This window comes from Neobacillus sp. OS1-2 (genome assembly GCF_030915505.1).
In the GTDB taxonomy this organism is placed as follows: Bacteria; Bacillota; Bacilli; order Bacillales; family Cytobacillaceae; genus Neobacillus.
The window spans coordinates 2,638,454-2,658,665 of sequence record NZ_CP133265.1; the positions used below are offsets into that span (position 1 = coordinate 2,638,454).

Genomic DNA, 20,212 nt, shown 5'->3' on the forward strand with positions numbered 1-20,212 from the left:
ATGATTTTGATGATTTAGAGCTTTGGTAACCAATTTAAAGACTTCCCGAAGAATGAGCCGTCGTCAATCTAACTTTAGTAGAGGCAGGCAAAGAATATGTAGGAGATTAAGAGGATGTTCTTTTGTGTTTCTTGGTAGTAATTAACAAAATAATGATTTAAAGACCATAAATGATTTATGGCCTTTTTGTGGTGTATTTTGTAATATATGCATGCCTTTTAATGAACATTAATACATTATATAAGCTTTTATACTCGTTATCGGGTTCACGTTTTTTTTGCCTCATGATCATTCTCATCATATTTTACATGTAGATGAAATGGATCAAATTGTTTAACCTCCTGGGGTGCTTCATCAGGATGATAATGGGCATGAAATTTCATTAAAGTTGTTGAACTATCCTGCCAGTCATAGTAATATTCAATAATCTCATTAGTTGTATTGTCTATAAGTTCTATACATTTTAGGGGAGGGATGGGTAAAAAAAGTTTAAACCTGATTAGTTTAGCCTGAACGGTAATATTGGGCCCACGCGATTCACCATAAATATTATTCACTTCTTCAATAATATCTCGAAAGTCTAGCCTTTCATACCGTGGGAAATTTGTCCGTTTAATCCCTAGGGTCTTTACCACGTTTTATCCTTTTTAAGAAGAAGGACCACATCGCTGCATCTGTTTCTTCTTCATCCGTTAAATTATCCCAATCCTTTTCCCCGAATACCGTTTGGAAATCCTGCCCCATATACTTATTTTTAAAATGATTTAGATAGGAGTAAATTTGTTCTTCCTCACTAACAAAACTATTTTGTTTTGGCTTGTTCCATTCCATTGCATCTTCTTCGAAGGCTGTAACAACGTCTTTTACTTGATATCGAACTCCAGATGGAGCATCAAACCAAGTGTTTGGATGAATTTTTAATTTTTCATTAGTTGTTTTGCGAGATATTGTATTAAATTGGCCATCGCTTTCAAATAAAAAGCGACCTTCATTAATCCAATTATTAATGGTTGTTGTGCTGACACTAAAATAATTAGCAAGTTGACCGGTGCTAAAGCCTTTAACATCTTTAGAAAGTTTATTAGGCCTAAATTTAAATACTTTTCCTTTGTGCTTATCAGTGGCTATCTTCATCATATCCAGCAAGATTTCCTCAAGCGCATATTTAGCAAACTTTTGATCATCAAGAAGTAATTCATCTGAAAATTCCATCTTTGGTTTAATAGAATCTTGAACAAGGTTGTACATTGTTTTAATTAATATCAGACGAAATTGCTTATCCGAAAAACTAGTAGCAGCCCATTCCCCCACTTCCATTTGATTAAGTAATTGAATTTTCTCTTCATAGATTCTTTGTTCATTTTTTGTAATAGGCATTAACATATCACCTCTCACCCCCAATATATCAGACAACTGCAATTTACTGCAAGTAATAACAAGAAATAAAAACCTACTACAATTATTACTATGGTATTTAAAAAATATACCCTTTTCTTAAAAAGAAGCTGATACATTACCAGATCCCCGGTGAGGTAACGCTTTAACGCTTCGGGGGCATGCATCACATTCCGGAAGGTTCCAAGAATCTGATTTAGAGATCATTGGTGCCAGCCCTAGTAAGTGACGGTATCCGTCTTAAATTTGGCTTTACCATAGGGGAAAGAATAGCAGAAGTGCCTAGTGTTTTGTTTTTTATTTGTAATTACATGGGGAGCTAATTTCAATTACAAAATCATCAATATCCATCGAATCAAAGATTTATCATCTTAAATTATGTTTGTGGACGGAATTTTTTTGAACCCCCTGTGAATAATTGGTGAAATGAATATAAATTCAACGAAAAATGTCGAATTAAAGTATAATAGATTCAAGAAAAAATATTATTTCTGTGGGTATAAAATCTCATTTTACTAAATGAGGTTGATTATGGGGGGAAACGTATGAACGAAGAAGACAAACTATCCAAAAGTGATCTAGATTATATGATGAATCAGTTGAAACAAGCTCAAAAGGAAACTGCTTCCACTTTAGCAGTACAACCAGCTAGACCTATTCATCTGTTTCAAAAATTCCGATTGGCAAAATCTTGGATTTTAGGGATTGTCATAGGGGTTATCGTTGGTCTAGTCATTTCATTTGCAGGTGATTTTTTACAAAGAGGAGAAACATTAAAAAGTGCAACAGTGGTAGAGAGTGTCCAAAAATTAGCCACATTGGCAACAGTACAAGCACATATCGAAACGATTGTATCTAAAGAAGATAGTAAATTATTTGGCAAAAACATCTCATTTTACTTTCCTGGGACAAAAAGGACATTTTTCTTGGTCGCTTCTGGTGAAGTGACTGCAGGTGTTGACTTGAAGAATTTGACTAAAAGGGACATCATTTTGGATACCAACACGAAGGCGATTCATCTCACTTTACCGCATGCCACCATTGTCCAAGAACCATCTATCGACTCAAAGAACATTCAAATCTTTTCAAATGAGGGCCTGTTTCGCAGCGAACCCAATGGGAAGGAAGGGTTCGAACAAGAAGATCTTGCTAAACAAAAGATAAAAAAGAAAGCTAGAGAGTCTGGTCTTTTAAAAACGGCTGAAGATAATGCCCGCACGGCCCTGCAAGATTTTTATAAAACTCAAGATTATACCGTAACGGTTACTTTCAAATAATCGGTTGCAGTGGCACCTGTGTTAATAAGTGGTTCATAGAAGGTTCCCTCAAATTACTGGTTTGGGGGAACTTTTTTTGTGAATCTACCAGCTAAAAATATCAGTTTATCATTCACATCTGTATTTGTTTTACTACCGGTCGTTTGCGGAGGGCTTAACACGAAAATGTAAAAGGGTAATTTTGGTTATGATAAAATAATTTGTATGGAAGATCAAACAGGAGATCGGAGTTGGAGAAATGAAGAAAAGCAAACGTTTTATTCCGGCAACCCTTTTAGTTATTTTATTGGTCGGAATGTCAGCTTGTAGCCATACATCTGATAAAACCACAGCAACCAAAAATCAGTCGGAGTCTGATAACATTTCAGAAAGTACGGATGATTCCACTGAATCTAATGATTCATCTACTGACAATACAGTGAAATCCGATGATAGTGTTAATACATCTAATAAACTAAATGAAACGATTCAGGAAGACAAAACATCAAAAATAGAGGGGAGAAGGAACGAGTTTATAGAAAGATTAGACAACATCCAAATAGAACTTGATGCTATGCCGGAAAAGAAGGATTCAGATAATGGTATAACAAACGCCATGAAAAACTACTATGGAGTCTCTTTCGAAAGGTATGACAAAATATTAAATGAGATTTATGCGTTACTACAAAAGGAGTTATCTCCAGAGACAACGAAGGATTTAAAAAATGAACAAATGAAATGGATAGAGCAGAAAGAAGATAGGGCTAATGAAGAAAGACTTAAGTATAAAGGGGGAACCTTTGAAAACGTTGCCTATTATATCTCTTTATACAACTCAACAAAGGAAAGAAGTTACGAATTAGTTAACACATATATGACAGATTAATAAATATCTTTAATGGAGGTAAAAACAGTGGCAGAAATTAAATTTGAAATCAAAGAAACAGTGGGGAGCCTATCACAGTCCCCTAAAGGCTGGAGTAAAGAACTTAATCTCATTAGCTGGAATGGAAAGGAACCCAAATTCGACTTGCGTGACTGGGCACCAGAGCATGAGAAAATGGGAAAAGGGGTTACATTGAGCGTGGAGGAGTTAAAGGCTTTGCGAGATTTGTTGAATGGGATGAAACTGTAAGGAGTAAAGGAGCTGGTTTCAACAGCTCCTTTTTTAGACTGTATTCTAAAAGATTGGTGTTTCGCAAAATGATTGTATATGATATGCAGTGTAATAAAAAAATTTTTGATAGGATGACAAGATGAAAAAAGACGTCATATTAACGATTAAGAGTAAGTTTGTCAATAAATATAAAAGTGGTTATCCGCTTATATCAAAGGAAGCATTCATTAATTTGAACGAAGCTACTGAAGAAGGAACCATTATCCGTCTCGTTGATGAAAAGAATAAGTTTATTGCAAAAGGCTATTGTGGAAAACAAAACAAAGGGTACGGCTGGGTCCTTAGTAGAAATGAAAATGAACAGATTGACCAAAGGTTTTTTGTGAATAAATTGAGAGCTGCGATCCACGTTAGAGAACCGTTTTTTAATAGCCTGGATACGAATGCCTTTAGAATAGTGAATGGTGAAGGCGATGGTTTAGGCGGATTAACCATAGAGTATTTTGCTGGCTATTATTTAATCAACTGGTACAGCAAAGGAATTTACCACTTTCGGGAGTATATTATAAATGCTCTGAAAGAATTGGTTGAGTTTAAAGCCATTTACCAAAAGAAAAGATTTGATGTCAGCGGGAAATATATAGATGAAGATGATTTCGTAGCGGGAGAGAGAGGAACATTCCCGATTATCGTAAAAGAAAATGGAGTAAACATCGCTGTGTATTTAAATGAAGGTGCGATGGTAGGAGTATTTTTAGATCAAAGAGATGTAAGAAAAAGAATCCGTGATGCTTATGCGGAAAAAAAGAAGGTACTAAACACCTTTTCCTACACTGGCGCGTTTTCAGTCTTCGCTGCTTTAGGAGGCGCAGTTAAAACAACAAGTGTGGATTTAGCAAATAGAAGCTTAAACAAGACCATTGAACAATTTAGTTTGAACGGGCTAGATTATGCCTCACAGGATATCATTGTTGAAGATGTATTCAATTACTTTAAGTATGCGGTGAAAAAGCAGCTAACATTTGATATGGTCATACTGGATCCTCCAAGCTTTGCTAGATCAAAAAGAATAGTATTCAGCGCTGAAAAAGACTACAAAAATCTTATGAAGGAAGCTATTGCCATAACAGAAGATGAGGGGATTATCGTAGCATCCACTAATTCCAGCTCTTTTAATATGGCCAAATTTAAAAGTTTTATTGATCAGGCATTTAGGGAAGCGAATAGGAAATATCAGCTAGTTGAAGAATTCTCCTTGCCGAAAGACTTTAAAATAATCAAAGAATTCCCAGAGGGCAGCTATCTTAAGGTACTATTTATAAAGAAATTATCATAGAAAAAGGCAAATGGCCTGTAACATTCCAAGTTATTTTTTCAAAAGAAGAAGGGTTCCAATCGGAACGTCATAAAATGGATTCCACTGTGTAAAGAGATTTAGTGCCTGACCCCCAGTTCGTAACACAATAACACACTGGGGGTCAGGTACTTTATTTTACTTTTACCGGAATCGCTAATTCAACAACCGCGTCCATTGGGTTACCGTTCAATAACATTTCGATGACATAGGTATCCTCATACTTAAGTTCAGGATGGTTTGGTAAGATTTCTCCAAAAAATTGGCGAATTAATTGATCAAATAATTGTCGGCTTGGTGCTCCTTCAGCAGTAAGCACGACATAATCAGCTGCTGGCAAGATTAATTGTTCCGCATCTTCAGCAACCGTCGCTGTATTTGCACCTGCGAAATAGGATAAGCCCTCACTGCCGGTTGTCCCGACTGCATAACCAATTTTGTCATTGCTGCCAGCCATTAGTGCGGCAAATTTGCCACTTTGTGCGAGTGTCCCAAAGTGGGCTGATTTTTGTTTCGATACATCTTCTACATTCTCCATTGTCGGCATTGGGACAATTGTACTATAGCCAGTCAATGTTAATTCTTCCATGTGTTTTATTGCTAATGTAGTCATTTTATTTCCTCTTTTCATATTTTCTATCTATACTATAACCAACAAACCCTGACAGCAGTCTGTCATATATTTGGAGATTCTTATGAAAATTGAACGATTAATTAGTATGATTATGATTTTGTTGCAGAGAGAATTAGTCTCGGCAACAGAACTAGCAAAAACTTTTGAGGTAACTACACGAACGATTTATCGTGATATCGAAACACTAAATATGGCGAAAATCCCAATTTTTACTGTTCCGGGACGAAATGGCGGAATTGGGCTGATGCCTACCTATAAAGTTGATAAAAAGTTGTTAACCTCTAAAGATTTGCAAAATATTTTAACTGCCTTACATGGTGTGGAGCAGCTCATTCAAAGTCCAGAAATCAAATCAACTATGACAAAAATCCGTGCCATGCAGACAGAACAATGGAACGCTGAGATGGATTTTTCTTTGCATTTTACTGGTTGGCAAGGAACGGAAGAATTAAAGGCCGTAGCTGAGTCCTTACAAGATGCAATCCGTTTACACGTAATTGTCAAATTTGATTATTACGATGCCAATGGTACCCATTCTTCTCGAACAATTGAACCATATCACTTGATGTATAAAGGCGAACGCTGGTATATACAAGGCTATAGCTTTGAACGAGAGGACTTTCGCACCTTTCGCTTGGCTCGGATGACAAATTTGAAATTTACAGACGAAACTTTCAATCCACGCGATTACGCCGTAATAGATAAAATACCAAAAGAAAACCTTCCACAGTTTTATCCGGTTCGCTTGAAAGCGAATATGCGGGTTCGTGATATCATTATCGAACGCTTTGGCACCTCAGTGATTACACCATGTGATGAAACAACCTATTATGCAGACCTACAGCTTCCCAATGTTGAGAATGCCTATCGCTTTATTTTACAGTTAGGAGCGAATGCCGAAGTGATGGCAGGTGGGATTTTTGAAAAGGATTTTCGCGTGTACCTGGCAAAAATTATTAATATCTATGAACCTGCCACATCCCCTAATCTCGAGGTAAATAAGAAGAATCCTTATTAGGGAAAGTGTGCCAAACCCTAAGTGCGGTGCGGTAATACTTTAGCTGGCACAACTTTATGTGATAGGGTGAACAATTGCGGTGCTTACAAAAGTCTTATCGGCTGGGGATCATGGTAAGTACCCGATCAGTTAGATAGATGGAAGAAGTCCGCTTAATTGGTAAATAAAATTAGGAATAGCTTAAATAGGCGGAGAGATTCCGCCTATTGCTTCGAAAAACGTGAAAATGAGAGATTTTGTGTTGCATAGTCGGAAAAACTCCACTTATTTACCTCGAAACGAACGCCATTCAACATTTAACCGGAAAAACTCCGCTTATTTTTTTCTTTCACTGTATTTTGGGGTCAGTCCCCAGCTGCTTTAAAGCTTTACCTGAATGCTGGACTGATCCAATTTTTTTACCTGTCACAAAGCCAGTACTGTCACTACCGGTAATTTGTTGTTTTTTGTCGAAGTTATAAGGGTAGTGAAAGGCACTCTATTTCTTACTTTTTACCAGCTAAAATTTCCTTCGCTTGTTTTATGTCTATTGTTGCATGATACCCGTGTTTCTGAAGCAAATGTAACAAGTTATTCCCATTTAATAAAGTTAGAGGCTTATCTTTTGCAAAATTATATGCATCCGGACCATAGTCAGCTGTGGAAACCAATATCCCTTTTGTAGCACCCTCATTTAGGACTGTTCCATATAAGTCACGTACTGCTGAGACGCCAACCACATTAGTATATCTTTTTGCTTGAATAACAATTTTTCCTCCACGAATTGGATCTGGGTCAAATGCCACTGCATCAACACCGCCATCCCTGCTTGCTCTGGTTATTTTCACTTCACCGCCATTTTGGTTAAATTCTTTTTCAAATAACTCTCTTATTAAGTGTTCGAAATCTTCCCAGTCCATTGCTGCCAAATTATCTGATTCATCTAACGAGTCAGCAACGTTATAAGAAGATACAAACCTAGAATCTTGACGGTTAATCTGGATTATTGGAGCTATAGGAGTTAAGCTGTATAATTTACTGCTCCCTATTCCTTTTAGATTTTTAAAGCAAAGCTTTGGATCTACTAGGGCCAGTTGAATTTCTTCAAATTCCTGCTTGAGCGTTTGAACAGATAAAATACATGCTTTTACTTCCTTTCCTGTAGCCTTATCTATAGACTTAACCCATCCATTAAACACAATAGAATTTATTTTATTTATAGTGTCGGCCTCAAATAATTCATGAATAGTTCTCAAAGCAATTTGATATAAAAGAGCATCATATATTTTATTTAAAGCAGAAACTGATAAATGTATTTCTCTTAACTCATCTTTAGTTTGAACGTATTTAACTTCCTTTAATGTCGGTAACTGATTGGGATTAGGTAGTAAATATTCAACTATCATGGTGTTATTAACATCATTAAAATCTAAATCGAATTCCTGTGGAAAACAATCTGGATATTTTGAATTTGAAAGTACTACATCACAATATTCCTGTATTGCTGAGGGTCTTCCTTTTAAATAACTTTCCTTTAAGTCATCGACAGCTTTATTATTTTCTAATTGGTTTGCTAGAAATCTTGCCTTTTCTTCATTCCATGTATTCAGTGCTTTTTCAAACTTCTCTTGACTTTCCTTATTGGTTTTTAATATCTCTTCTTTTTCCTTTTCCCATTGTTCATGATGTCGGTTGAAAAGTTGAGATAATTCATCTATTTTCTTTTGTTTTTTATTAGTCAATAATTTATCCAAAATTCTTAGTTTAGGCTGGTAAAGTGCATCAGTCTGTAAAGGCTCTTTTGAAACTCTTAACTCTTTAGTCATCTTTGGAGTTGGAATAGTAAACTTCGAATGATCCTTTAAATCATCCCAGTTAACTTTATCATCAATATCTAGAGTATATATTAGAGTGTTTTGGATCGTATCGAGTAGTTCAACTGCTTCATTGGTGAGTCTATCTGCTAATTCTTTTTTCTCCTGTTTTTCTTTTGCAGCATGTTCTCTATCATTTTTTTGCTTAACCTGTCGTTGTTTTTTCTCCCACATTTCTTCCCATGTTTTTATTTGCATTTCAGCTTTTTGTTGTACAACGTACTTATTATTGCCTCTGATAACCCTGTACTTATTTAGTCCTTTATGACTTACCTCTATTTCATACATTGTCATCGAATCCTTTCAAAAATAATAATGTAAAATATAAAATAATAGCTTCGAATTAATACTATTTATTTAAGAGTTTGAATAAATAAATAGGAATTATGTCTTATTTTATCATATTTTGGCAAGGAGAATTAAAGTGCATTTGAAAATATAGCCATTTTTGAATGTGTTTTATTACCACAGTTAAGAATGGAGTATTTAGGTCAATTCAGTAATGCTAAAACCTTTACCTGTTGGGGATTGGATCTAACGGCAGGTGAAGAGGAATGAGCCTGGCTGAAAAAGCGTTCCTGGGTAGTTTGATGGATGCGGAGTACTTATTAACAGATACAGTGATTCAGCCTGATTAGAAAGTGCACGGCATAAAGAAATCTTGCGAAAAATGATAGAATTCAAACGTGCTGGTAAGAATATTAATTTGATTAGCAGAAGTACCTGTCACCACCCACATTTTGTCGAACATTTCGACATTATTCGAGGTGTGACAGGCACTTATCTTATGAAACGCCCATCCTATCTGATTTAAGAGAAAGTGGACAACTTGAACAAGATGCTTTTATTTGTGAGGGTAAAAAGTCTCATTGACGCAATCAAAATTGGTAAGGTATAGTAATAGCAAAAGAATAGGTTGACCACTAGGGGAGCCATGACATGGCTGAGACAAGATTGTAATCTTGGACCCTTTGAACCTGATCTAGTTCATACTAGCGGAGGAAAGTGGAGACAGTGCTCAGGTTATGTTAATTTGGATAATTTGCGCCGCTCCATTTATGGGGCGGCTTTTTCGTTTATATAGCCGTTTCCCTTTTCCTCTAGCAATTACGATTAAGGAGGAAATATTGATGAGTTTTTCAGCAGAACTAAGGAAAGAAGCAGAACCTATTTTTCAAGAAATTTTTGAACATCCTTTTGTACAGGGAATAGCCGATGGGAATTTAGGAAAGGAACAATTAATCCATTATGTAAAACAGGACTTTGAGTATTTAAACTCCTTTATTCGCATTTATGGCATCGCTGTTTCGAAGTGTGAAAATCGGCAGGATATGGAGATATTCAATCGGCAGATTGGCTTTATTTTAAACAGTGAAGTCCATCCGCATCATAACTTTTGCCAAATTGCAGGGGTTTCGTATAAGGAATTACAAGGGTACTCATTATCGCCATCCGCCCATCATTATATCCGCCATATGGTAACAGTTGCCCATGAAGGGACATTAGCAGAAATTTTGGCTGTGTTACTGCCATGTCCGTGGACTTATTGGGAAATTGGCGAAAAATTAATAAAAGAGGTTAATCCGGATGAATCCCATCCCTTTTATGAATGGATTCAATTTTATGGGAATCGTCCAGATACTACCACAAGATTTTGCCAGAGATTAGATGAATTGGTTCTACACGCAACTGCGAAGGAAAAAGAAAAGCTGAAGGAGCATTTCCTATTAAGCTGCCAACTTGAATATATGTTCTGGGATATGGCATACAAAAGAGAAGAATGGCCTGTTCAACTGGGGCTGGTAAAAAGATGAAGTGGAAAATGAAAGAGATTGTTCTTACTGTCATTTTAGCGGTGGCCTGCGGAGTCATTTATTTAGGATGGTCAACACTTTGGATTCCGATTTCCGCACTCGTTGGTCCAGTGGGTGCTGGATTTATGTTCGGAATTTGGGTGATTGCCAGCCCAATTGTTGCTTTCATCATTCGAAAACCAGGTGCTGCCTTTATAGCAGAGGTTGCTGCCGCGGCCGTTGAATTAGTAACCGGCAGCCACTTTGGTTTATCTGCTTTGTTAGTAGGTGTATTTCAAGGGCTTGGAGCAGAACTAGCCTTTGCCATGTTTAGGTACAAACGCTATAACCTGTTTACATTAATGCTGTCAGGTGCACTCGCAGCGGTAGGCAGCTTGATGTATAACTTACTAGCCAACGGATTTAGCTATTACACAACTGAAGTATTGCTTACGACATTAGCGATTCAAGTGATCAGCGGAGTCATTCTGGGAGGTTGTTTAGCAAAAATTGTTGTAGAGTCTCTCGCCAAAACAGGTGTATTAGACCAATATGAAATCATGAAGGAAAGAAGAAAAAAGAGTCATGCGGATGAATATGTTTCTGGGATGTAACCATTTATCGGTTCGCTTTTACCAACATAATAAAAAAATAGTAAATCATATCAATCTATCGATTCAGCAAGGTGAGAAACTATTAATTTTAGGACCTAGCGGGTGCGGAAAATCAACGTTGATTTCCACACTCGCCGGGATTATCCCTGAATTTTTAGATGCTGAAGTATCGGGGGAAATCGTACGTCCAGATCGTACCGGTGTGATGTTTCAAGATCCTGATTCTCAATTTTGCATGCTGCATGTAGATGAAGAAATTGCATTTAGTCTTGAAAACCGGATGATTCCACGTGATCAAATGGATGGGATGATAGAGGATCTAATGGATAAAGCGGGATTGAGGATTGATAAACGTACGCCGATTGATTCACTTTCCGGCGGAATGAAGCAGCGATTGGCACTAGCCTGTTTATTAGCACTGGAACCTGATGTGTTGTTCTTTGATGAACCGACAGCTCAACTGGATCCTGAAGGAAGAAACGAGATTTTTGAATTGTTAAGAGATGTATCCCGACAAAACAACCAAACAATGGTATTTGTTGAACATGTACTGGATGGATGTATCGAATGGATGGACCGGGTGATTATTCTTAATAAAGATGGCAGGATGATTGGCGATGGCAAACCTGAAGAAATCTTGGTGAATTTCCAGAGAGAGATCCAGGAGGCTGGAATTTGGCGTCCAAAGCTATTTCCGATAAAGTGGCCGGATGTGGTTCGCCATGATACTCATCCATTAGCAATCGAACTCTCTAGGATCATAGAAATGAAGTCGATGGAACAACCGAAAAACGATTCGGTAGAAAACCCTATCATCCATACAGAAAGTCTAGAAATCGGCTATGGGAAAACGACGATTGTAAACGACATTAATCTGACCATCCATAAAGGGGACTGGATTTCGATTATCGGGAAAAATGGGAGCGGCAAAAGTACGTTCCTGAAAAGTTTAGCACGCTTAGAATCCTTAAAAAAAGGAAAAGTTCATTTTCTTGAAAAGGAATTAAAAAAATGGTCTGATCAGGAGCTATATGAGAAAGCAGGCTTTGTCTTTCAAAATCCAGAATTGCAATTCATTACAAATACTGTTTTTGATGAAATCGCCTTTGGCGGCCGGCAAAGAAATTGGCCGGAAGAGCAGATCCGTAAAAAAACCAATCAGTTATTGCAGGAATTTGGATTGGAATCCTATCGTGACGCCCATCCATTTACACTGAGCCTTGGCCAGAAACGCCGTTTGAGTGTGGCCACGATGTTATTATTCGACCAAGCGTTATTATTACTGGATGAGCCAACATTCGGCCAGGACGAAAAGACTGCTAACGAGCTGATTAAACGGCTGAAGGAGCGTCAAGAACAGGGTACAACCATTATCATGGTAACCCATGATATGGATTTAGTGGATCGCTATTCGGATAAAGTTATCCTTTTTAAAAAGGGAAAAGCTGCTTTCTATGGGACACCATATCAATTATTTATGGACCAAGACCTTTTGAATGAGAGCCCATTGGTGCCTCCTCTGCATTATCAATTATTTCAAGCTAGAGAGGAGCTATGTCTCGTATGAAGGGGAATCAATCATGGCTTTCGAGCTTAAACCCTGCTTGTAAGCTGCTTGCTCACTTTTTAGCTATGTTTATCTTGATGGCCATTTCAGATCCGAAAGAAACGTTTGGTATATGGCTTATTGCTGTATTCATAGGCATTTTTTTGGGCGGATGGAGAATGTCATATTTATTGAAAAGACTTTTACCCTATTTAGGTTTTTTTATTTTAATCTTTTGGATGATGGCGGCGTTTGGTAAAGGGGAAGAACCGATTTGGAGTTGGGCTTGGTTTCATGTGACAGAAGAGAGTCTGAATCATGGGTTAACGATTTCTTTAAGGATGTTAGGATTCGTAACCTTTGGATTGTTATTCACCTCAACGACGGATTTAACCTCGTTCATCATGAGTTTGATTCATCAATGTAAACTTTCACCTAAATGGGCGTATGGATTTTTGGCCGGGTTTCGCTTTATTCCGCTTTTTCAATCTGAACTCAATCAAATGAAGGCAGCCCATAAAATTCGCGGCTATAAGCAAAAAAATAGTTGGAAAGCTTTTATGAGATATTCGCTGCCGTTGTTCACTCAGGGAGTGCGAAAATCAGAGAGAATCGCGATTGCGATGGAGGCCCGAGGATTTACAGGCACAAGAAATCGGACCTATTATCAAACGACGAGTTTAGGGGCAAAGGATTTGGTCTATTTAATAGGCCTTTTGCTTATGATCTTTGGTGTGTGTGCAATAAGTAGAATATTTTAAGGTGAAAATGCCACCTGGTAAATTATTTTGATTGCTTACTTCTTTTGAAGTAGTAGAAGTTTGAATTGGAGGTACTTCATGATTCACTCAAAAATGAGCTGAAAAGAACGTAGCAATAGGATCTTCTATTCTCATAATTCAATAGAAGATCTTTTTTATTACCCCTAGTTATAGTACAATTTTCTCATATCCAATAAATAACATTAAAAAGTTATTATTAATGTGGGCAGGAGAAATCCAATGGAATCGGTTGAAAAGAAGTTAATCGTAAATTCCGATAAGGGGAATTTATTGAAAGAGTTAGTAAAATCGATGAATGAGTGTGAGCAGTTTTATTTTAGTGTGGCCTTTATTAATTTCAGCGGACTGCAGTTGCTCCTTGATCCTTTAAAAGAGGCGGAGAAAAAGGGCATCCGGGGAAAGATCATTACTTCAACCTATCTTAATTTTACTGACGCAAAGGCATTAGAAAAAATTAGAGAATTTAAGAATGTTGATTTAAAGGTTTTTGTGACGGATAAAGAGATTGGCTTTCATACGAAGGCATACATATTTGAATACCAAGATAGCTACAAAGTGATTATTGGCTCGTCCAATATCACCCAAAGTGCTCTTAAAAGCAATATTGAATGGAATGTTGAAATTATCGCCAAGGAGAATGGCAGATTCATTAAGGATGTTTTAAAGGAATATGATTATCTATGGAACATGAGTGAGGAAGCGGATGAGGATTTTATTAGAAGATATGAGGATTTCCTTAAAAGCTTTAAGAGCACCCAGATATCACATCAATTAATCTATGAGAACAAAAAATATATAGTGCAAAACCGGATGCAGAAACGTGCAACTGAAAATTTGGATAGATTGCGGAGTTTTGGGGAGAAAAAGGCGCTTGTCATAGCTGCAACTGGTACCGGTAAAACGTATATGTCGGCATTTGATGTGAAGAATGTGAAACCTAAAAAACTCCTTTTTATTGTTCATCGAGAAGAGATTTTGAAGAAAGCTAAGGATACTTTTGAAATGCTCCTTCCCAATGAAGGATTTACTTTTGGTCTTCTAACAGGTAATCATAAGCAGAAACATGTTGATTATGTGTTTGCCACTATCCAAACCATTTCGAAATGCTATCATGAATTTGAAAATGATGAATTTGATTATTTAATCATTGATGAGGCCCATCATGCGATAAGTCCGACGTATCAAACGGTATTGGACTATTTCAAGCCAAATTTTACTTTAGGAATGACGGCAACGCCGGAACGAAGCGATGGCTATAATGTGTTTGATTTATTTGATAATAATGTGGCACTCGAGGTCCGGTTGCATGAGGCTCTAGAGGACGAGCTGGTTATTCCTTTTCACTACTTTGGCATAACCGATATCGAAGGCATTGATTTGAGTGATGTAGACATTGATGATATCACCGAGATCACTAAGAGGCTTAAGGTGAATGAACGTGTCGATTTTATTATTGAAAAAATGGACTTCTATGGTCATGACGGAGAGAAAAGAAAAGGGCTTGGTTTCTGTGTAAGCATTGAGCATGCACAATATATGGCTAGTGAATTTAATAAAAAGGACTATAAAAGCGTCTGTTTATACGGGGCTGATCCACCAGAAACACGTGAAAGATATATTAATCGCCTAGAAAAGGACAATGACGAATTAGAATTTATTTTTACCGTTGATATTTTTAATGAAGGGGTTGATATTCCCTCTGTCAACACGGTGCTCATGTTGAGGCCAACCAACTCCCCAATTGTGTTTATTCAACAATTGGGAAGAGGATTGCGGAAGCATGCTAATAAGGAGTTCTTAACAGTCCTTGATTTTATAGGAAACCATAATAAAACCTTCCTCATTGCATTGGCATTAAATGGCAGCCGTTATTATGATAAGGAAAGCTTAAAGGTAGCGATTGCAACAGGCTTTGCAAACATCCCTGGCTGTACACATATCCAAATGGATAAGATTTCACAAGAGAGAATTTTGGCACAGATTGATAACGAAAACTTCAATTCCATGAAATATTTGAAAGAAGAGTATTTCGAATTTAAGAAACTCAATCAGGGACGAATTCCTTTATTGTTAATGGATTATATGAAATATGACGGGGCACCGGATCCCGTTAAATTCATAGATCGAGAAAAATCGTACTTGCAATTTGTGGCCAAAGTTGAGAAAGATGATGATTTAAAAGGTCTTTTACAAAATGATGGATTTGAAGGGACTTTAAAAGAGTTATCCAGTAAGCTACCACTTAAAAGGATTTACGAGTTTGTGATCATTCAATATCTTTTGGATCATGAAGAAATAAATTTAATTACTGCAAAAAAGCAGATCGTTAAGATGATTCGTCATGTTGATGATGATAGTGTGTCACATGCCTTTGAAACATTGAATCAAAATTACTATGATAGTGGCCAGCTTAAGAATAAGCCTAAATTAGTTCAATACAGTAATGGTAAACTGAGTAAGACTACAATGTTTATGGGGCTATTAGAAAATGAGGAATACCGAAAGTTTATTGTAGATATTATTCATTACGGAATTTTCCGTTATGAGAAGGAATTCAAAGCAGGATATTATGGTGTTCCACATTTTAAATTATATGAACAATACTCTATGGTGGATGCTGCTTTGTTATCAAATTATCGAAAAATGCACAGTTCGTTTAGAGGTTCAGGACTCCTTACGAATGGGAATGAGTATTTCTTGTTTATCGACCTTCATAAAGAAGAGGATATCAAGGAAAGTATTAATTATAATGATAAATTTATTGATGAGCATTATTTTCAATGGCAAACACCCAATAGTACATCCCAAAATACGGATCGAGGGCAAAATATTATTTTTAATGAACGCCGTGGGATTAACCTTCATCTCTTTGTAAGGAAGTACCGGGAAATCGACGGTAAAAATGAACCATTTATTTATATTGGAAGAGGAAATACTGTTGAATTTGAAGGTGAGAAGCCAATTACCGTTAAATTAAAATTGGAAAACGAAATACCTTCGACCCTATTTACGGAGTGAAGCCAACCAAAACTTCATTAGTCTTGTCAATCGTTCCCATCAGCTATTACTTACCGCTATAGATATGGCAAATAAGGATGATATAGACAAAGAATATCTTCGTAATGAATATATGGATATCAAAGTAAAACAAGCAGAAATCTCAAATAAGTGGAAAATTCTTAGAGAGGATTTAGAAGCTGCCGATCAAGGAGCAACTAAATAATGTCATCCAAAGTAGTCAAAATCAGCTTAAGTATTATTATTTTTTTTCTATTAATGATGTACATTATATGGGGGCCAGAGGCAGGAAAAAAACAGTTAGAATTGGATTCTACCAAAAATGAGGTTATAAATGAGGTTCAGCAAACAAAAGAGTATGTGAATAAAACCTCTGATTGGTTAGAATCCGAAGGAAGAAACCCTGAGATTGCTTATTTTAATCCTCCTGAAGACTCGAGTAAAAATAAAGACCCCAAAACAGATGTATTAAAGTACTTTATCGCGGGTCTCCTTACGAATGACATAGACATATTTTTATCAAGTTTTTATCCCGAGACTATTTCAAAAGATCTATTCCAAAGCAATATTACTGATAAAGTAAAGGTTGCTGAAGGAATAATGGAACGTATTTCAAGAAACGGACAAATCACAGACGTACAATATGTAGTGAAAAAAGGGGCATTTAATACTGAAACCAACAAAATTTCTGTCATATTAATTTTCAAGGATGAAAAAAAGGCAAAGGTAACCTTAGATATAATTCCAGTTAAAGATTCACATGAGAAAGATGAAAAATCCGTATATGTCATTAATACTTCAGCTTGGAAAATTATCGAACAAATAGAAAACAGCACCAACTAAATGTCCTGCACCCCGAAAGTTAGAGTGAAATCTAACTTTCGGGGTGTATTTTTATGACCAAATATAGTGAAAAATTTTAAGTTGATGTTAGTGAAGGAATATCAAAAAGGTAAATTGGGATATAGGCTTTTAGCTGAGAAGCATGGCATGAAAGACAGTACGCCAATTAATATGAAAAGAATTTTTTAAAAATTTTTTAAAAAAAGAAGGTTTTGTAAAAATAATGCAGAATTGGTGTTATATACAAAAAGGGGAGTGGTTATTTATGAAAAAGTTACTAATTTCATCACTTTTGTTAATGCTAACATTTAGTTTGGCTCCAATTATTTCACATGCTGAAAAAGATACGAATTGTAGTTATGCAGGAATACAATGTCAGGGAACATATATGGAGTGGGGAGACAAAACTGCTGGTACTAATTTTATATATTTCACTAAAGGCAGTGTGATTGACTGGGGAGTAAATAATAATTATGCTTCCAAAGGTCAATTTCAAGTTGAAGTTAGTCTTTGGAGATATAACCCAAGTGGTCCAAGTTCAAAACTAGAAAGTCATATTGTGCCCTTTGGTCGAGCAGCCACTTTCCATTACGGAGTTCAAACAGAAGGTAACTATATGGTTATTGTTACGAGTGGAGATTCTTCACAAGGAAGATCTTATGCTTATGGTTGGTTACAACAATAATATGTTAAGAAGGACAGCTTAAGAACTGTCCTTCTTATTTTTTGACAAGGATTCACTCTATAGGTCTTGAACCACAAAGACAGTAATGGTCAATCGAATACGACTCCATTAGTTTATATATCAAATGAATTAGCTATTTCGATTATTTTCTCTTTTTCTAAATCTTTGTTTTGATAGAACAAAATTAAATAATATTGAAGATCATCTTTTTTAAAAGATAACATTGTAGATTGGTGTGGATTAGGATTATGGCGGATATATACTTCTGTACCATTTTTCGTATAGTAATTATATCCTCCTTTAAACTTACCTAAATCATTTAAACTTGCTACTATTTTAAGTTGATTTCCTTTAAAATTTTCACCCAGATATTCGAAAGTGACCTTTGAATTTTTTTTATCAATTTTTGCATACTTATATTCAATTTTAAACGGTATTTTTTGAGGAAGATTTATTTTTGAATTAAACTTTTTTTCAAACTCTTTAGTTGCAACTTTAAAATTGGTATACCCCTCAGCTTCATATACTTCTTCTACAGTCATAGGTTTCTTTGTTTGAAAATCATTGCTACCACTAGCATTACCTATATGATGAAAGGTAAAAAAAATCACTACTAAAAACATCGAAATTTTAAGTATTTTTTTCATTTTAAGCTTCATTCCTCTCGCTGTACTCAAGGGTACATTATTTTCCATTCCGCTTTTTGTTTATCCACTTTTTATTAATATATAAATAATTGGTTTAATTTATACGTAAACAACTGTCTTTGGCCCATATTCTAATACCAAAAACCGTTTGTAAACATTTCGTATATATACTGTCCGCAGCCACCTTCTTTGGCGGTTATATTGCCAGTGGCGTTGACGGGGCAACTGATTAACAGTCACCCTCAATGCCGATGGCATTTATAGAAGTCAACCTTGTTGTCTGCCATTTAAAATGGCAGATCCTCAATCAGTTCCTTAGACTCCTTCTTTAGAAAGCCATGCAGTTGATTCAATGCATTTCTAATTTCTATTAACTCATTTATTTCCGTTCTTAGCCGTTCAACGGTTGCCTCCATCTCGGCAATTCCAATCTCCAATTGTTTATAATTATCACTACATACATTTCTACAGTTCATTGATCACCCGATGGATGTGCGATTCTCCCACAATCTTATTTCCTTGTATGAAGGCATCTAATAAGCTTTGACTACACAGTGTATTAATTTTTCTTGGAATCCCTTGGCTAAAGTTATAAATCGCTATAACAGCCTCTTCAGAAAAGATTTCATGGGGTGTTTCTACAACTTTTAACTGGTGACGAATATATTCATTCGTGTCTTTTTCTGTTAGACCACTCATTTGATATCGCATTTGAATTCGCTGTTCAATGGCTTCCAACTGCTTTACCCTTAATAGATTTCGCAGACTAGGCTGTCCCACAACGATAAGCGAAAGGGGAGACATGGAATCCTCTTTGAAATTAAGAATGAAGCGCAGCTCCTGCAACATAGAGTCGGAAAAATGATGGGCTTCATCTAAAATAACAACGACATGCTTTTTCTCATTCTCATAAATATCAAGCATCAAAGACTGATATTGACGTTTTGCATCTGTTGACCGAAAGGCCGGCTGGATGCCGAAGTTCAGTAGAACTTCCCGATAAAAAAGTTTTGGTGTCAAAGAAGAATCACAGATATATAAGTAATGATAATGAATTGGATCCAATTGATGAACTAATGACCGGATGGCCGTTGATTTCCCCATTCCTGCTTCTCCGGTTAATAGGCAAAACTGACGGTGCTGCACCGCATATTCCAAACGTGCAGAGGCTTCTTTTTGGCTAGAGGAATGGAACAAATGCTTAGGTGAAATCTCACGGGTAAAAGGAACACCTTTCATTTCAAAGTAAGCCCCCATTCAAACAACGCATACAAATTACCATCACCTCTTTGGTACGATACAAGTATCAAATAAAGGGAGGTGTTTTTCTATGTCGCAACAAAAATTAACTATCGTCCCCGTTACATTACAGACCGAAGATAAAAATACTTCCCCCATTACACAGGCGACGTTCTCCTCGAACGCAGCTTGTACGATCAAGACGGCAACTACTGAAATCTCCTTCTTTAACGGCATAGATGAGCGCATCATCCAAACTGTTATGAGGGAGTTGAAACATCTATGAGGCACGATTTTACCGGAGTTAAAAACATTTTTATTATTTGTGGTAAAACGGATATGAGAAATTATGGGAATTGTTTTATTATGGAGAGTGATTTGAGAAAAGCCCTTAAAAACCGCAAAGTATTTGATTAAC

At 36.4% G+C, this 20,212-nt stretch carries 20 protein-coding genes and 1 riboswitch; of the genes, 13 read left to right on the forward strand and 7 right to left on the reverse strand.

The features are described 5' to 3' along the window. Nucleotides 1–266 precede the first annotated feature (266 nt). Both RCG19_RS12940 and RCG19_RS12945 read right to left on the reverse strand, forming a co-directional pair. Nucleotides 267–635, reverse strand: a complete 369-nt coding sequence (locus RCG19_RS12940) for a DUF6516 family protein (protein ID WP_308107469.1) — start codon at nt 633–635, stop codon at nt 267–269. Continuing rightward, complete coding sequence (locus tag RCG19_RS12945) at nt 613–1,377, reverse strand: hypothetical protein (RefSeq protein WP_308107470.1); 765 nt, start codon at nt 1,375–1,377, stop codon at nt 613–615. The genes RCG19_RS12940 and RCG19_RS12945 overlap by 23 nt, the downstream gene beginning before the upstream one ends. A 563-nt stretch (nt 1,378–1,940) precedes the next feature. Here RCG19_RS12945 and RCG19_RS12950 point away from each other — a divergent pair. The 4 genes from RCG19_RS12950 (at nt 1,941) to RCG19_RS12965 (ending at nt 5,104) form a co-directional block, all read left to right on the forward strand. Further along, on the forward strand, nt 1,941–2,672 hold the full coding sequence (locus tag RCG19_RS12950; RefSeq protein WP_308107471.1) for a DUF4230 domain-containing protein: 732 nt from the start codon (nt 1,941–1,943) through the stop codon (nt 2,670–2,672). Between the two features lie 238 nt (nt 2,673–2,910). Continuing rightward, a complete protein-coding gene (locus RCG19_RS12955; protein ID WP_308107472.1) occupies nt 2,911–3,537 on the forward strand; it encodes a lysozyme inhibitor LprI family protein in 627 nt (208 codons plus the stop codon). Nucleotides 3,538–3,564: 27 nt separating this feature from the next. Further along, complete coding sequence (locus tag RCG19_RS12960; RefSeq protein WP_308107473.1) at nt 3,565–3,786, forward strand: YdbC family protein; 222 nt, start codon at nt 3,565–3,567, stop codon at nt 3,784–3,786. Nucleotides 3,787–3,907: 121 nt separating this feature from the next. Continuing rightward, nucleotides 3,908–5,104, forward strand: coding sequence for a class I SAM-dependent rRNA methyltransferase (locus RCG19_RS12965; RefSeq protein WP_308107474.1), 1,197 nt, complete (start codon nt 3,908–3,910; stop codon nt 5,102–5,104). 151 nt (nt 5,105–5,255) lie between these two features. Here the strand turns inward: RCG19_RS12965 and RCG19_RS12970 are convergent, their stop codons facing one another. Further along, entirely contained in the window at nt 5,256–5,735 is a 480-nt protein-coding gene (locus RCG19_RS12970; protein WP_308107475.1) for a GyrI-like domain-containing protein, read from the reverse strand. Between the two features lie 82 nt (nt 5,736–5,817). Here RCG19_RS12970 and RCG19_RS12975 point away from each other — a divergent pair, with 82 nt between their 5' ends. Beyond that, on the forward strand, nt 5,818–6,774 hold the full coding sequence (locus RCG19_RS12975; protein ID WP_308107476.1) for a helix-turn-helix transcriptional regulator: 957 nt from the start codon (nt 5,818–5,820) through the stop codon (nt 6,772–6,774). A 485-nt stretch (nt 6,775–7,259) separates the two neighbouring features. On the opposite strand, the gene RCG19_RS12980 is transcribed toward RCG19_RS12975, so the two are convergent. After that, nucleotides 7,260–8,915, reverse strand: a complete 1,656-nt coding sequence (locus tag RCG19_RS12980; RefSeq protein WP_308107477.1) for a restriction endonuclease — start codon at nt 8,913–8,915, stop codon at nt 7,260–7,262. 627 nt (nt 8,916–9,542) lie between these two features. Next, nucleotides 9,543–9,648: riboswitch (TPP riboswitch) on the forward strand. A 109-nt stretch (nt 9,649–9,757) separates the two neighbouring features. Between RCG19_RS12980 and tenA the strand changes: the two genes are divergently transcribed. The 7 genes from tenA to RCG19_RS13015 all read left to right on the forward strand — a co-directional run bounded on the left by tenA (nt 9,758) and on the right by RCG19_RS13015 (nt 17,908). Next, the gene (tenA, locus tag RCG19_RS12985; RefSeq protein ID WP_308107478.1) at nt 9,758–10,441 is read left to right on the forward strand and encodes a thiaminase II; all 684 of its coding nucleotides are present in this window, start codon (nt 9,758–9,760) and stop codon (nt 10,439–10,441) included. Further along, nucleotides 10,438–11,034, forward strand: coding sequence for an ECF transporter S component (locus RCG19_RS12990; protein WP_308107479.1), 597 nt, complete (start codon nt 10,438–10,440; stop codon nt 11,032–11,034). The genes tenA and RCG19_RS12990 overlap by 4 nt, the downstream gene beginning before the upstream one ends. Further along, nucleotides 11,012–12,601: an ABC transporter ATP-binding protein gene (locus RCG19_RS12995; RefSeq protein ID WP_308107480.1), complete on the forward strand. Its 1,590-nt coding sequence runs from the start codon at nt 11,012–11,014 to the stop codon at nt 12,599–12,601. The genes RCG19_RS12990 and RCG19_RS12995 overlap by 23 nt, the downstream gene beginning before the upstream one ends. Further along, nucleotides 12,598–13,341: an energy-coupling factor transporter transmembrane component T family protein gene (locus RCG19_RS13000; protein WP_308107481.1), complete on the forward strand. Its 744-nt coding sequence runs from the start codon at nt 12,598–12,600 to the stop codon at nt 13,339–13,341. Before RCG19_RS12995 ends, RCG19_RS13000 begins: the two co-directional genes overlap by 4 nt. 240 nt (nt 13,342–13,581) lie before the next feature. Further along, nucleotides 13,582–16,380: a DEAD/DEAH box helicase gene (locus RCG19_RS13005; protein WP_308107482.1), complete on the forward strand. Its 2,799-nt coding sequence runs from the start codon at nt 13,582–13,584 to the stop codon at nt 16,378–16,380. Nucleotides 16,381–16,584: 204 nt separating this feature from the next. Further along, nucleotides 16,585–17,223: a hypothetical protein gene (locus RCG19_RS13010; RefSeq protein WP_308107483.1), complete on the forward strand. Its 639-nt coding sequence runs from the start codon at nt 16,585–16,587 to the stop codon at nt 17,221–17,223. A gap of 265 nt (nt 17,224–17,488) precedes the next feature. Beyond that, nucleotides 17,489–17,908: a hypothetical protein gene (locus RCG19_RS13015; protein ID WP_308107484.1), complete on the forward strand. Its 420-nt coding sequence runs from the start codon at nt 17,489–17,491 to the stop codon at nt 17,906–17,908. Nucleotides 17,909–18,021: 113 nt separating this feature from the next. On the opposite strand, the gene RCG19_RS13020 is transcribed toward RCG19_RS13015, so the two are convergent. The 3 genes from RCG19_RS13020 to RCG19_RS13030 all read right to left on the reverse strand — a co-directional run bounded on the left by RCG19_RS13020 (nt 18,022) and on the right by RCG19_RS13030 (nt 19,794). Further along, the gene (locus RCG19_RS13020) at nt 18,022–18,555 is read right to left on the reverse strand and encodes a hypothetical protein (RefSeq protein ID WP_308107485.1); all 534 of its coding nucleotides are present in this window, start codon (nt 18,553–18,555) and stop codon (nt 18,022–18,024) included. A 287-nt stretch (nt 18,556–18,842) separates the two neighbouring features. After that, nucleotides 18,843–19,031 (reverse strand): hypothetical protein, encoded by a 189-nt coding sequence (locus tag RCG19_RS13025; RefSeq protein WP_308107486.1) that lies wholly within the window; start codon nt 19,029–19,031, stop codon nt 18,843–18,845. Further along, complete coding sequence (locus RCG19_RS13030; RefSeq protein ID WP_308107487.1) at nt 19,021–19,794, reverse strand: ExeA family protein; 774 nt, start codon at nt 19,792–19,794, stop codon at nt 19,021–19,023. The genes RCG19_RS13025 and RCG19_RS13030 overlap by 11 nt, the downstream gene beginning before the upstream one ends. A 91-nt stretch (nt 19,795–19,885) precedes the next feature. On the opposite strand from RCG19_RS13030, the gene RCG19_RS13035 reads away from it, so the two are divergent. Next, nucleotides 19,886–20,080, forward strand: a complete 195-nt coding sequence (locus RCG19_RS13035) for a hypothetical protein (protein WP_308107488.1) — start codon at nt 19,886–19,888, stop codon at nt 20,078–20,080. Nucleotides 20,081–20,212 lie beyond the last annotated feature (132 nt).